The organism is Pedobacter sp. (genome assembly GCF_965227205.1).
Classification (GTDB): domain Bacteria; phylum Bacteroidota; class Bacteroidia; order Sphingobacteriales; family Sphingobacteriaceae; genus Pedobacter.
This window is the reverse complement of sequence record NZ_OZ245727.1, coordinates 3413817-3428165: the sequence shown is the minus strand read 5'-3', so window position 1 is coordinate 3428165 and position 14349 is coordinate 3413817. Positions and strand designations below refer to the sequence as shown.

At 35.0% G+C, this 14349-nt stretch carries 13 protein-coding genes and 4 tRNA genes; 9 read left to right on the top strand and 8 right to left on the bottom strand.

Annotated elements, in window-relative coordinates; translation table 11 throughout:
- Nucleotide 1: 1 nt before the first annotated feature.
- The 6 genes from ACO05K_RS14715 to ACO05K_RS14690 all read left to right on the top strand — a co-directional run bounded on the left by ACO05K_RS14715 (nt 2) and on the right by ACO05K_RS14690 (nt 7437).
- Nucleotides 2-1459, top strand: coding sequence for a TolC family protein (locus ACO05K_RS14715; RefSeq protein WP_421945182.1), 1458 nt, complete (start codon nt 2-4; stop codon nt 1457-1459).
- A gap of 225 nt (nt 1460-1684) precedes the next feature.
- Nucleotides 1685-2350 carry an ABC transporter ATP-binding protein gene (locus tag ACO05K_RS14710; protein WP_421945181.1) on the top strand — a complete coding sequence of 222 codons (666 nt, stop codon included), beginning with the start codon at nt 1685-1687 and terminating at the stop codon, nt 2348-2350.
- 9 nt (nt 2351-2359) lie between these two features.
- A complete protein-coding gene (locus tag ACO05K_RS14705; RefSeq protein ID WP_421945180.1) occupies nt 2360-3589 on the top strand; it encodes an ABC transporter permease in 1230 nt (409 codons plus the stop codon).
- A 47-nt stretch (nt 3590-3636) separates the two neighbouring features.
- Nucleotides 3637-4794: an ABC transporter permease gene (locus ACO05K_RS14700; protein WP_421945179.1), complete on the top strand. Its 1158-nt coding sequence runs from the start codon at nt 3637-3639 to the stop codon at nt 4792-4794.
- Nucleotides 4795-4811: 17 nt separating this feature from the next.
- Nucleotides 4812-6185: a sigma-54-dependent transcriptional regulator gene (locus ACO05K_RS14695; protein ID WP_421945178.1), complete on the top strand. Its 1374-nt coding sequence runs from the start codon at nt 4812-4814 to the stop codon at nt 6183-6185.
- Entirely contained in the window at nt 6169-7437 is a 1269-nt protein-coding gene (locus tag ACO05K_RS14690) for a sensor histidine kinase (protein ID WP_421945177.1), read from the top strand. The genes ACO05K_RS14695 and ACO05K_RS14690 overlap by 17 nt, the downstream gene beginning before the upstream one ends.
- Before the next feature lie 37 nt (nt 7438-7474).
- Here ACO05K_RS14690 and ACO05K_RS14685 read toward each other — a convergent pair whose 3' ends face one another.
- The 7 genes from ACO05K_RS14685 to ACO05K_RS14655 form a co-directional block, all read right to left on the bottom strand.
- The gene (locus ACO05K_RS14685; RefSeq protein ID WP_421945176.1) at nt 7475-7864 is read right to left on the bottom strand and encodes a DUF1398 domain-containing protein; all 390 of its coding nucleotides are present in this window, start codon (nt 7862-7864) and stop codon (nt 7475-7477) included.
- 282 nt (nt 7865-8146) lie between these two features.
- Complete coding sequence (locus ACO05K_RS14680; RefSeq protein ID WP_421945175.1) at nt 8147-8647, bottom strand: helix-turn-helix transcriptional regulator; 501 nt, start codon at nt 8645-8647, stop codon at nt 8147-8149.
- A 675-nt stretch (nt 8648-9322) separates the two neighbouring features.
- The gene (locus ACO05K_RS14675) at nt 9323-9613 is read right to left on the bottom strand and encodes a hypothetical protein (protein WP_421945174.1); all 291 of its coding nucleotides are present in this window, start codon (nt 9611-9613) and stop codon (nt 9323-9325) included.
- A gap of 203 nt (nt 9614-9816) precedes the next feature.
- Nucleotides 9817-9888: transfer RNA gene (locus ACO05K_RS14670), tRNA-Glu, on the bottom strand.
- Between the two features lie 80 nt (nt 9889-9968).
- Nucleotides 9969-10044 (bottom strand) — tRNA-Met (locus tag ACO05K_RS14665).
- A 77-nt stretch (nt 10045-10121) separates the two neighbouring features.
- A tRNA-Glu gene (locus ACO05K_RS14660) sits at nt 10122-10193 on the bottom strand.
- A 79-nt stretch (nt 10194-10272) separates the two neighbouring features.
- A tRNA-Met gene (locus tag ACO05K_RS14655) sits at nt 10273-10348 on the bottom strand.
- A 113-nt stretch (nt 10349-10461) separates the two neighbouring features.
- Between ACO05K_RS14655 and era the strand changes: the two genes are divergently transcribed.
- From era to ACO05K_RS14640, 3 genes are all read left to right on the top strand, one after another.
- Nucleotides 10462-11358 carry a GTPase Era gene (gene era / locus ACO05K_RS14650; RefSeq protein ID WP_421945173.1) on the top strand — a complete coding sequence of 299 codons (897 nt, stop codon included), beginning with the start codon at nt 10462-10464 and terminating at the stop codon, nt 11356-11358.
- A 131-nt stretch (nt 11359-11489) separates the two neighbouring features.
- A complete protein-coding gene (gene der, locus ACO05K_RS14645) occupies nt 11490-12791 on the top strand; it encodes a ribosome biogenesis GTPase Der (RefSeq protein WP_421945172.1) in 1302 nt (433 codons plus the stop codon).
- A 256-nt stretch (nt 12792-13047) separates the two neighbouring features.
- Nucleotides 13048-13635 carry a GNAT family N-acetyltransferase gene (locus ACO05K_RS14640; RefSeq protein ID WP_421945171.1) on the top strand — a complete coding sequence of 196 codons (588 nt, stop codon included), beginning with the start codon at nt 13048-13050 and terminating at the stop codon, nt 13633-13635.
- Here ACO05K_RS14640 and bla read toward each other — a convergent pair.
- Nucleotides 13625-14347, bottom strand: a complete 723-nt coding sequence (bla, locus tag ACO05K_RS14635) for a BlaB/IND/MUS family subclass B1 metallo-beta-lactamase (RefSeq protein WP_421945170.1) — start codon at nt 14345-14347, stop codon at nt 13625-13627. The genes ACO05K_RS14640 and bla overlap by 11 nt on opposite strands.
- Nucleotides 14348-14349 lie beyond the last annotated feature (2 nt).

Sequence of the window (14349 nt, the reverse complement as noted above, 5' to 3'; positions counted from 1 at the left end):
AATGATGAAAGGAATTTTACTTACCGGTTTATTAATTGGCTTGAGCATTTTGAGTTTCGCGGCAGATACCGATACGCTTAAACTTACATTACCACAAGTTGTTGAAATGGCAAAATCAAATTCAATTGCATCAAAACAAGCCACAACTGTTAAGGAAACCAAATATTGGGAATGGCGAACTTTTAAATCAAACTATCAGCCACAGCTTTCTTTGGAGGGTGTTTTGCCGGGTTACACTAAAACTTATAGTCAGGTACAACAGCCTAACGGAACAATACTTTTCCAGCCGGTTCATTTTGATAATTCGTCGCTAACGCTAAACTTTAGTCAGAGTATAGCCGCAACAGGTGGTACAATTTTCGGAACTACGCAACTCCAGCGTTTTACCGATTTTGACAGAGATAACATTCTTTACAACGGTATACCTTATGGAATTGGTTACACGCAACCACTTTTACAATTTAACAGCTTAAAGTGGGATAAAAAAATTGAACCTTTAAAGTACAACGAGAGTAAGCAAACTTTTATCGAAACACAGGAGAAAATATCAATTACCGTAACCGAATACTTTTTCGATTTATTATTGGCGCAGGTAAACCTGAATATTGCTGAATTAAATTTCACTAATACCAAGCGTATTCTTGGCATAGCCGATACAAAGTTTGAGTTAGGCAAAATATCAAAAAATGAAATTCTTCAACTTCAGTTGGAGGTTTTAAATGCGCAAAAGGCAGTTGGAACGGCTAAAAGAGATGTAGAAATTGCCACATTAAATCTTCGCAGTTATACCGGGATTGAGGGTGATAATCGCATTAAACTTGAAATGCCTGCTGTGGTTGCGCAAATGTCTGTCGTGGCCGAAAAAGTATTGGCACAGGCTTTTGAAAATCGTTCTGATGCCATTGGTTTTATCCGCCGCCTGGCGGAAGCAAAAAGGGATGTTGCCAGAGCTAAAGGTGAAAACGGTTTGAAAGCAACGCTTAGAGCAAATTTAGGTTTTTCAAATGCAGGCATGAATGTGTTCGATGTTTATCGGAATCCAAGAAGCCAGCAATCTGTAGAAATACAATTATCTATTCCGGTTATGGATTGGGGCAGATCTAAATCCCGCACCAAAACGGCATTGGCAAACGAGCAATTTACCACGTACGCTGTAGAACAGGATAAACAAATTTTCGAACAGCAAATTATCACCCAGGTAACACTTTTTAATATGATGAAGGAGCAAATTAAATTAACAGATGCAGCAGAAGAAATCGCATCTGAAAAGTATAAAATAGCCAGCGAAAGATATGTTTTGGGCAATTTAAGTATTACAGATTTGAGTATTGCCTTTCAAGAAAATGATAGAGCCAAACGCGATTATGTTTCTTCGCTTCGCGATTTCTGGGGCGCTTATTACCAGCTTCGCTATTTATCGTTATACGATTTTGAAAAAAATGTAAAAATTACCTATTAAAAACATAGAAACCGGATTAAGAGAACTGAGCCTGTGGTGCTCCACTAAAGGCTAAAATTAGTTTAATTGTTAAGATTCTTTTCAGCTGCTCTGGTTCTCTTAATTAGGATAATAAATTATGAAATGAACAATAAGTAAATATCAATGCTCAATAAACAAAATACAATTTGCAATTATCAATTTCAGTCCATCATCCATTAACCATTTTACACTAAATTACACATTATGATACGCTTACAAAATATTGAAAAGGTTTACCGAACCGATACTGTTGAAACACTGGCGATTAATAGCATTAGTCTGGATATTGCAAAAGGCGAATTTCTATCTATCATGGGGCCGTCTGGTTGCGGAAAAAGCACCTTGCTTAACATTATGGGTTTGCTTGATGAGCCATCTAAAGGTAACATCACTATCGATAGTCAGGATATTAGTCGTTTTTCAGATAAGAAACTGGCAAACTTCAGGAATGAGAAATTAGGGTTTATTTTCCAGAGTTACCACTTGATTAACGATTTGCAGGTGCTGGATAATGTAGAGTTGCCCTTGCTATATAGAACTTCATCAGCTAAGGAAAGAAAAGAACTTGCGACTGCGGCTTTGGAAAAAGTAGGATTAAGCAATCGTTTAAAACATTTTCCAAGTCAGCTTTCTGGCGGACAAAGGCAGCGTGTAGCCATTGCTAGGGCAATTGTTGGACAACCACAAATTATTCTTGCCGATGAACCAACAGGAAATTTGGATAGCGCCATGGGAAATGAAATTATGGATATCCTTATCAACCTAAATAAAAATGAAGGTACAACCATTGTAATGGTAACACACGATGAAAGTATGGCACAGAAAACCCACAGGTTAGTACGTCTTTTCGATGGATCTCAAGTTCAATAATTTACAGCTATGTTAAAGAATTACTTTAAAATTGCAATAGCTGTATTAAAAAGAAGAAAGTTTTTCACTTTCATCAGCTTGTTTGGCATCAGCTTTACGCTAACCATTTTAATGGTAGCCACTGCACTTGCAGATAAAATGTTTAGTCCCGATTATCCGGAAGATAAACAAAATCGATCGCTCTATGTAGAAAGGATTGAAATTAAAAATACAAAAGAAGGCTGGATGAATATGAGCAACCTATCATTTAATTTTTTTGAGCAATATGTTTCGAAACTGAAAACGGTAGAGAAAATGGCCATTTCATCTGGCGAAAAATCTTCAAATGCTTATGTGAATAACAAAAAACTCGTTATTAGTTATAAATACACCAATGCCGATTACTGGAATGTTTTAAACTATAAATTTTTGGAAGGGAAACCTTATGGCGATAAGGAAATTAAAAGCGCTGAACGTGTTGCAGTAATTTCTCAGGAAACCAAAGAGGCCTATTTTGGCGATGCAAAATCGGTAATTGGTCAATACATTTCTGCTGACAATATTAACTACCGTGTAATTGGAGTAGTAGAAAATGTTCCCGGGTCTGTTCGAAACTTTACAGGCGATATGTATTTGCCATACACACTTTCTAGAGATAGTAAAGATACTGGTTTAATGGGGCAATGTAATGCAGTATTATTAGGCCGCGATGAAGACGCCTTGCCAAAAATGAAAAAAGAGTTTGCGCAAATGGTAACAAAATTGCCTATTCCGCTAGATTTTGATAAAGTTTATTGCAACGCCGATGAATATTTAATTAGCAAAACGCGTAGAATGGGTGGAAATTCTACAGATGATGGTGTAACAAAAGTGCTTACCATAGGCGGTGTATTTGTGTTACTTTTCTTGTTGCTTCCAACCATCAATTTGGTAAATATTAACATTACCAGAATTATGGAACGTTCTTCAGAAATTGGTGTTCGTAAAGCTTTTGGAGCTTCATCTAAAACGTTGGTTTATCAATTTATTGTCGAAAATTTAATTCTAACTTTTATAGGCGGACTTATCGGCATATTCCTTTCGATAGTGGTTATTCACCTTATAAATGAATTAGATTACATATCTAATTTTAACCTCAGCATGAATTTAAAAGTCTTGTTTTTAAGTCTGATAACCTGCTTTCTCTTTGGGTTAATTTCTGGAGTTTATCCAGCCTGGAGAATGTCTAAATTAAATATTGTTAAAGCGTTAAAGGCTTAAATCGCCATAAATAAAGATATTATATGTTTAAGCATCTATTTAAATTAATGTGGAATAAAAGAGGCCAAAACTTTTTATTCCTAACAGAAATTCTGATTTCCTTTTTGGTTGTGTTTGCTGTTTTTTCTTACATAACTTATTACTATCAGAACTATTCAAAGCCGTTGGGCTTTGATTATAATAGGGTTTGGGCAATTGCTTATAGCGGTGAGCAATTGTCTAAAAACCCTGATACTTTAACCACCTTTTATGCTAATCTGGAGAAAAGCTTAAAATCCATGCCCGAGATTAAAGAAGTAAGTTTTGCAAGTCCAAATTATCCCTATTCATCTAGTTTTATGAGTACAGGACTATCTCAAGGGGGTAAAAAATTTAATAACATTAGCGATTTCCATGTGGGTACTGATTACCAAAAGGTATGGAATGTAAATTTGATTGATGGAAGGTGGTTTGTTCCGGAAGATTTAATCGGCAAAGATAAGGGGATTATTATCAATGAAACCTTCAGCAAAGAAATGTTTGGAACTGTAAAAAGCACAGGTAAGGTTATTGGTGACTTTGATGATAAAAATAAATTTAAAATCATTGGTGTAGTGAATGATTTTAAGGCAAATGGCGATTTTGTACCCGGCAATAACGTAATGTTTAGCCAGCTTGATACAGCCTATTTAAAATGGACAAGTACCGTTTTGATAAAAGTAAGTGAAAAAGCTGATGCAACTTTTGAAAGCAAACTGTATAAGTTTATGGCAAATACCACACGAAGCGCTGTTGAAATTCAACATGTTGATGAAATGCGTGAATCAAGAAATCGGGAAACCATTATTCCGATGTTGTTATTTATTATCGTTGCAAGTTTCCTGATTATTAATGTTGCTCTTGGGTTGTTTGGAGTATTATGGTACAACATTAACAAAAGAAAAGGAGAAATTGGTTTACGACGGGCAATCGGTGCGAGTGGTGCTTCAGTTTCATCTCAGATGGTTTTGGAGTCACTAATTTTAGCTACTTTATCTATCATAATTGGCTGTTTCTTCGCTGTTCAATTCCCGCTTTTAAATGTCTTTAACATTCCGGCAAACGTTTATTTTATAGCCATCTTAATTTCAATATTGTTTATTTACGCACTAGTTGTAGCCTGTTCTTTATATCCAGGGAAGCAAGCTGCGGCAATTCGTCCGGCTATTGCACTGCATGAAGACTAAATAATTTAACTTTGTATATGATTTTAGTTGTTGATGATGACATCGCTGTAAGAACCTCAATCTCGCTTCTTTTAAAAGGAGCAGGGAACGAGGTTCTTTTAGCAGATAATGCGGTTCAAGCTTTAGAAATGGTGAAAACCAAACAACCTAACCTGATTATTTTAGATTTGAATTTTTCCATTGATACATCGGGTAAAGAGGGGATGAGCTTGCTTAAAAAAATCAGAGCTTTTGATGCAAAAGTGCCAATCGTTTTAATTACCGGATGGGCAAGTATAGAACTTGCTGTTGAAGGAATGAAACTAGGTGCAAATGATTTTATAAACAAACCCTGGAGCAATGATTATATGTTGCAAACCGTAGAAACCTTGTTGCAGCTAAATGGCAAACCAGCCATCTCGCAAAGCAGAAAATCGTTAACTAAAAAATACAATTTCTCTCAGATAATTGGTGAGGATGCAGGCTTGATAAGTATTTTGGAAACCATAGGAAGAGTAGCAGGTACAAATGCTTCTGTTTTAATTACAGGAGAAAGCGGTACGGGTAAGGAATTAATTGCTGAAGCCATTCACGAAAATAGTACGCGTTCTGCAAAGCCTTTTGTTAAGGTAAATTTAGGTGGAATTTCTTCTTCGCTATTCGAAAGTGAAATGTTTGGCCATGTTCGTGGCGCTTTTACCGATGCCCGTTTCGATAGAACAGGTCGTTTTGAAATGGCTAATAAAGGCACCATTTTTTTAGATGAAATTGGTGATTTAGAAGCATCATGTCAGGTAAAGCTTTTACGTGTTTTACAAGATAGAACTTACGAAGTTTTAGGCAGCAGCAGAACTAAAACTGTTGATACCCGTGTAGTTTGCGCAACAAATAAAAACCTGAATGAGATGGTTTCTTCAGGATTATTTAGAGAAGATTTACTTTATAGAATTAACCTGATAACCATACATTTACCTGCACTTAGAGAACGCCCGACAGATATTCCACTCTTGGTAAATTTCTTTATCGATAATATGAAAGAACTTTACGGTCGACCAGATTTGCAGGTTTCTCCTGCGGCCATGCGATGGTTACAGCAATTACCTCTGCCTGGAAATATCCGCCAGTTAAAAAATCTCGTAGAACGTACTGTTTTAATCAGTAGTAAAAATGAGTTAGGTATAGATGATTTTCAATCGCAGCTCAATTTATCACCTCTAAAAAATGATAAAGTAAAACTACCAGGTGTTGGTACAATGACTTTAGATCAGATGGAAGCTGAAATGGTAAAACAAGCCATGAATTTTCATAAGAATAGAATTACAAAAGCTGCGGCTTCTTTAGGTATTACCAGAAATGCGCTTTACCGACGTTTAGAAAAGCATCAAATTCCTTTTAATGAAACTGAAGACTAAGTACATTCTTTTCGTGGTTATTTTGCACCTTATTTGTTTGGTGTTGAGCTATTTTATTTTCCAGAAAGAGAAGTTAGTTTTCATGCTAACAGAAGTTGCAATTCTAATTTCTGTAGTGATTTCTATTAATTTATATAAGCAATTAATTAGTCCGCTTGGTTACCTAAAACAAGGTATTTCTGCCATAAAGGATAAAGATTTTAACGTTAAGTTTTTATCAACAGGTAAAAAAGAGGTTGATGAATTGGTTGATGTTTATAACAAAATGATTGATGAGTTAAGGGCAGAAAGAACAAGGCAGGAAGAACAGCATTTTTTTCTCGAAAAGCTAATTCAAACTTCTCCAACCGGAATTATTACGCTCGATTTTGATAAGCAAATAAAACAGATTAATCCTAAGGCACTGGAAATTTTAAAGGTTAATCCCGACTTGCTTGAAACACATATCCATGATATGAAAACCGGAACATCAAAAATGATTCGTGTAGATGGTTTGCAAAGTTACAAAGTTCAGAAATCTAAATTTATTGATAGAGGATTTGAACGGATTTTTATTATGATGGAGGAAGTTACGGCGGAGATTTTTGCTGCAGAAAAAGGGGTTTATAACAAAGTTATTAGAATGATGGCACATGAGGTTAACAATACCATCGGACCAGTAAATTCTATCATAAATAGTGCATTAGCCCAACAAAGTTTGTGGATTAATGATGAAGAATTAATGCTCAAAAATGCAATGAAGGTTGCCGCAGAAAGAAACCAGAACTTAAATGTTTTTATGCGCAACTTCGCCGATTTAGTTAAGCTACCAAAAGCCAATTGCAAACCTTTGGATTTAGTTCCTTTGCTAATTTCTATAACTGAATTAATGCACTTTACCACAAACGATCGAAATATAAAATTCGAATTTCTTATTCCAGATAAGCCATTTATCATTAATGCTGATGTTGAGCAAATGGAACAAGCCATAATTAATGTTGTAAAGAATGCTGTTGAAGCTATCGGTAATAATGGTATAATTAAAATCTATATTAATTTCGAAGATTATAGTCTTAACATTACCAACTCGGGAAATGGTATATCTCCAGAGAATGAAGAAAAACTTTTCAGTCCTTTCTTTACAACAAAAAAAGATGGTCAAGGCATTGGTCTTACCCTTGTCAGAGAAATTCTTTTAAATCACAATTACGGCTTCAAACTTAAAACTTATGGCGTTGATGATACCAGGTTTGAAATAAAATTTAAGAATTAGTTAGAATAATAGCTTTGGTATTTGTAAAAGCTATATTTTACTGCGGAACGTTTTCAACCAAAACTTCAGTTCCAGCTTTATCGTAGTAAGTACAAGTCATTTTATCAAGGCATACTGACCATTTTTCAATTCCAGTTTCTGCGCAATGTTTGCAAAAAGTGTAGTAATCAGTTTGTCCTTGCTGGTGGCTCTTTAAATAACCTACAAATTTTTCCTTATCTATTTCATCAGTTATTGCAAGCTCATCATATTTTGGTAACGATGCTGTGCTAAAATCACTAACGCCAAAATATTGTGTGTGGCTATCTTTTACCCAAGTCTCATAAGCAGTAACGCCAAATTTTTTAATTTCTTGAATATACGAAGGGAAATCTGCTCCTGATTTTACCTTCGAATGTGCGTTTTGAATTTGTTCAACTGTAAACATATTTTGATTATATTATTGATAAATTAATTTGTAAGCGAAAACAATCCATGTAAGCACCTTATCCAAGATATTATGCTCAAATAAATGGCTTCGGCTTATCGCCATTGGGATGATTAGTTAATTAAATAGTGGAATTCTGCTATTGCTGGGATGTGCAATTTTTCTTGTAGAAGTCCTTGTTTTACGATAAAATACTAGTTAAACTACAGTATTAACTATTTCGCAAAGATAAGGGAGATCTCTGAATTTGAGAGTTAATTCAGTAATCTCAAATTGCTAACGCTACAAATTAACTATCCATGTTGCTAAATCATCGTCAGTTGTTAAACCTATTTTCTTTCTAATTCTATACTTACGGCTTTCAACAGCTCTCTGTGATGTGCGTGAAAAATATGCAATTTCTTTTGTGTTGAAACCAAGTTTTAATTTGGCACATAAATCTAAATCAGAAGATAAAATATCAGGAGAATGCTGAGTTAACTTATAGATAAAAATTGGATGATGTTCTTTGAATTTTGCATAAAATGCAGGATCGTTGGTTTTTACCAAGCTACTAATCTCTTTTAATACATCCTCACTTAGTTTATCAACCTGCAAATCATCAAATTTTTTATTAAGTAAACTTTGCTCTTCTTTGTGCGTTTTTATAGATTTCGTATGCCTTTTACGCAGTCTTAAAAAAGCAAGTATGGTAATCGATAAAAAGATTATAATGCAAACAATAATCGTTAAATAGTTTCTCTCACTCTTAGCTTGAAAAATTTCTTTATCCTTGATAATCAAATCTGCAGTTACTTTCGATGTGATTTTGTTCGCTCGGGCTAAACTATCTGTAATCACTCCAAATTTATTCGCATATTCTTGAGCTTTATTTTTATCGCCAATTTTAGTGTAAAAATCCGCAAGTAACTTGTTAGTTAATTTAATATTACCAACTCTCTTAGCTTTTTCAGAAAATTTTAAGGCAGTTTTATAATAATATAAAGCACTGTCGTTTTTACTTAGCTTGTCGTAAACCTGGCCAAGTCCGATTAACGATTCTATTCCAAGTTTATCAACTTTTAAACTCTTTGTTAAGGCCTGAGATAGCTGATAATAATGTTTTGCAGAATCTAGTTTTCCTCTTTCTAAAAATAGATTTCTATAATTAATGGACTCTTGGAAGGGTTTTTGGAAATTAACCGTTGAATATTATAACTTTTCTTTCGGTAGTACATTACCGAATCTAAGTTTACCGGAACGCTTGTGTTATTCTGAATATTAATTGCCCATAAGCGGTAAAACCTACCTAAGTTATAATATCTCGTATCGTTATCTGCAATTTTTTCTGCATAATATTTGGATTCACGTAAATATTCGTTGCTTTTATCAAAGTAGAATAAGTTCCCGTAGCAGTTGGCTTTTAATGCAAGTAAATGATACAGTTTTGCAAAGTTTTGTACTTCGCGAACTTCTGGTTCAATCCCATTGATAAACTTTTAATGCCTGATCAAATTTTCCACTGTTGTAAAGATTTACAGCCCTCAATAGCACCAAGTTAATTGTTCCTGAATTGTAATTGCTTGCTCTAATTTCCTTCAGGAGTTTTTCAATCATTAACTCGCTAGAATCTAAATCAGTCATATCTCTGGCAATGAAATAAAGACTGTCAATTCTTTTCTTGTTTGCTTGCCCAAATGCAGAATTTATACAACACAAACTAAAAATAAGAATAATACTGAGCTGTATTAACTTTAGATGGGATGACATGTTTGGTGGATGATGTAATCAAAAATAATTAAAACAATTAACATGTAATACAACTTTTTGGAGTTATTTTTTGATGTATATTTGATCGGGCATTTCAAATAATGATTGAAACTTCTGCATTGAAATCAATGCCCAAGCCAGTCTATTAATTTAAAAAGATTTTAAAATAAAAAAACCGCTTCAATTTCTTAAAGCGGTTTTCGTAGCCCGTAGGGGAATCGAACCCCTGTTTCCAGAATGAAAATCTGGCGTCCTCACCCCTAGACGAACGGGCCATTTTCGATATTTGAGTTTCGATTTTTGAATTATGATTTTTTCAAATCTAAATTTGTAAACCTACCATCGTCAATCTACTTGGTAGCGGGGACACGACTCGAACGTGCGACCTTCGGGTTATGAGCCCGACGAGCTACCAACTGCTCCACCCCGCATTACATTGTATTTTTAAGGATATACCAACCTTTGTTTTACTGATAAAAAAACCGCCAAATTTCTTGAAGCGGTTTCGTAGCCCGTAGGGGAATCGAACCCCTGTTTCCAGAATGAAAATCTGGCGTCCTAACCCCTAGACGAACGGGCCATTTTAATTTATGATTTCGGATTTTTGAATTACGATTTTTTCAAATCTAAATTCTTAAATCTACCATCGTCAATCTACTTGGTAGCGGGGACACGACTCGAACGTGCGACCTTCGGGTTATGAGCCCGACGAGCTACCAACTGCTCCACCCCGCACTATATACAACTCGTTTTCCGCTTGAATTAAATCCTTAACTCTGTTTCCGAATTGGAATGCAAAGATATAATTCGTTTCTTTGTAGTGCAAATTTTTTTTAAAAAATATTTTAATGGCACATAAGGCAGGTTTTGTTAGTATAATTGGTAAACCAAATGTTGGTAAATCAACCCTAATGAATGTGCTTGTTGGCGAGCGACTTAGCATTATAACACCTAAGGCACAAACCACAAGACATCGTATTTTAGGCATCGTAAATGAAGAAGAATATCAGATTGTTTTTTCTGATACACCGGGAATTATTAAGCCAAAATACAGTTTGCAAGAGAGTATGATGAGCTTTGTTAACGGATCTTTAACCGATGCTGACGTACTTTTGTTCGTAACAGACATTAATGAAGAACATGATGAAGAAGATGTTTTAGAGAAAATTCTAAATAGAAACATACCAACTATCGTTTTAATAAATAAAATAGATAAAGCGTTACAAGAACAGGTTGATGAAAAAATTGCTTATTGGCAAGAGAAGCTAAATCCTGTAGCTATTTATGCAATTTCTGCTTTACACAATCATAATGTAGATGGTTTGTTGGAACGAGTTCTCGAAATGTTGCCAGAACATCCACCGTATTACGATAAAGAGGATTTAACCGATCGTTCAGAGCGTTTCTTTGTTTCTGAAATTATTAGGGAGAAGATTTTCTTAAACTATCAGAAAGAAATTCCTTACAGTACCGAAGTTATTGTAAAGAGTTTTAAAGATGAAGAAATGAAGAATGGCAAAGGTGCAATGGTTCGCATCACTGCAGAAATTGTGGTAGAACGCGATTCGCAAAAGAATATTCTTATCGGTACAGGTGGAAGCATGCTTAAAAAAGTTGGCACCGAGGCCCGCATTGAAACTGAGAAATTTTTAGATACAAAAGTTTTTCTTGAGCTGTTTGTTAAGGTAATTCCAGACTGGAGAAGCAAAAAGAATTACTTAAAGAGCTTTGGTTACGATAATTAAGCGTACCTTTGCAGCCCGAAATAAATCGGTTAGTAGTTGATAGTCAATGGCTGATAGCCAAATCGTTTAGGCAGCTTGCTTAAACACACAGACCGTTAACTATAAGCCATTAACTATCAATAACACATACAATGAGTAATATTATCGCCATAGTAGGCAGGCCAAACGTAGGAAAAAGTACCCTTTTTAACCGATTAACTGAAAGTCGCAAGGCAATTGTTGATGATATGAGCGGTGTAACCCGCGATAGGCATTATGGCGTTGGCGAATGGACCGACAGACAATTTACAGTAATTGATACTGGTGGTTACGTTGCAAATTCCGAAGATGTTTACGAAGCAGCCATCCGCGAACAAGTAATGATTGCTATAGAAGAAGCTAGCGTGCTTATTTTTATGGTTGATGTTACTACTGGTATTACTGATTTGGATGATGATATTGCTCAAGTGCTTCGTAGAAGTAACAAGCCTGTTTTTGTTTGCGCTAACAAAGTAGATAATACAGCTTTATATAACGAAGTTCATACTTTTTACGGTTTTGGTTTAGGCGAGGTTTATCCGCTTTCATCAATGACGGGTTCTGGAACAGGTGAGTTGTTGGACGAAGTAATTAAAAACTTCGAAGATATTCCTGAAGAAGAGAATCAATTACCTAAAATTACAATCGCTGGTCGCCCAAATGTTGGTAAATCTTCTTTGGTAAATGCCTTAATTGGTAAAGAGCGTAACATCGTAACCGCTAACGCAGGTACAACACGTGATTCGATTAAAATTCATTATAACCAATTCGGTCACGAATTTATGTTAATTGATACCGCCGGATTACGTAAAAAAACTAAGGTTAAAGAAAATCTTGAGTTTTATTCGGTAATGCGTACCATCAAAGCTTTGGAAGAAGCAGATGTTGTAGTATTAATGATTGATGCACAGGAAGGTATCGAAAGTCAGGATATTAATATTTTCCACCTTGCCGAAAAGAATAAAAAAGGTATTGTGATTTTGGTAAACAAATGGGATTTGATTGAAAAGAATACCCAAACAATGAAAGCTTTTGAAGATCAGATTCACGAACGCATTCGTCCTTTTACCGATGTGCCAATTGTATTTACTTCGGTTTTAAACAAACAACGTATTTTTAAAGCTATTGAAGTTGGTTTAGAAGTATTTAAAAATCGTAGTAAAAAGATTCCAACATCTAAATTAAACGATGTTATGTTGCCATTAATCGAGGCTTTCCCACCGCCGGCTTTAAAAGGTAAACACATTAAAATCAAATACATTACGCAAATTAACGGAACATCGCCAATGTTTGCCTTCTTCTGTAATTTGCCACAATACGTTAAAGATCCATACAAACGTTTTATCGAGAATAAATTAAGAGAGCACTTTGATTTTGCAGGTGTGCCAATTCAAATTTATTTCAGACAGAAGTAAGCTTAAAGTTAAAAAAATAATTAGAAAAGCAGGGCTGGTATTTCTTCGGGAAATTCAGCCCTGCTTTTTGTTTCAATCCCCGATGAAAAATCGGGGGATTTTCACTGCAATCAGGTTTAGATACAATGGGTTGCTCTGTGCTATTTTTATAGAAATTGTCCTAGTGGCTGGTGTCTCATCAACCATCGATTTAGATTTTAAGTTTTTGGATGAAAACTATCTTGATTGTTTCAGTTGGTGAGACACCAACCGATAGATGAAGAAACTCAAAATTATGCAGTGCATTTGCGCTTCTAAAATTTTAAAACGTAAACTTTATAGTACTTTTACGCCCATGCAAATTGAAGTAAAAAACAGCATCTCAAGCGATATTGATAAAATTTTTGAATTTTATGATATGGCAATCGCCCACCAAAAAAAGGTTTTTAATAAGCATTGGCAAGGTTTCAGTAGAACATTGGTAGAAACAGAAATTGAAGAAAATCGCCAGTATAAAATCTTGGTAGATGGTGAAATTGCTTGTGTTTTTGCAGTAACCTTTAACGATAAATTAATTTGGGGCGATAGAGATAAAGATTCGATTTACATACACAGGATTGTAACGCACACAGATTTTAGAGGTTTTTCTTTTGTGAAGGAAATTATAAAATGGGCAAAAAATTATGCTGCTGAAAATGCACTTAGCTTTATCAGAATGGATACCTGGGCCGATAATGAAAAGCTTTTACAATATTATACAGCCTGCGGTTTTGAATATGTTGGAGTTGTAACCATGGAAAAAACAGATGGTTTGCCTAAGCACTATGAAGGCATTAGTTTGAGTTTATTTGAAATTAAGGTTTAACTTCTGCAGCCTTTAACAACTCTAAAGTGTGGTTAAGTGCTTTTGGTGTATTGCCATTACCGTGACCTGGAATTAGTAGTTTTACGTTTGGATATTTTTTCTGCAAGTTTTTAATGCTTTGCGGCCATTGTTTAACATTTGCTTCGCCAACGTAACCTAAATCTTCTGAATCAGTACTTTTAACAAAACAGCCCCCGTACAAAACTTTATCTTGCTCAAACCAAACGGTAATATTGTCTTTTGTATGCCCTTCTCCGGCAAAAAATGTTTGAATATTTACGCCTCCAACATTGAAAGATGTATCGCCGTTAAAAGTAAACTGTGCAGTAGGTTTTTTTAATTTTGAAAGTATTTTATTGGTATTTTTTGTTGCGTACGTTTTAATGCCTTTTGCTTTAAAAAATGCCAAACCTCCGGCTCTGTCATCGTGAGAATGGGTTGCAATTGCAAGTACAACTTTTTGGTTGTGTTTAGCTTTTATACTATCTAGAAATGGCTGAAATTGAGTCGGATCCCAAGGTGCATCTATTACGACAACACCTTTTTTAGTTACCAGATAAACTGCATTGGCATCGGTTACAGCACCTTTGTATGTGTTATAAGTGGTGTATTTGTATAAATTCGGTGCTATATTTATAATTTTTAGCTTTGGGTGTTGTGCCAAAACGCTCGTAAAAATTAAGCAAAAAGTTATTGAAAATAATGTTCTCATAA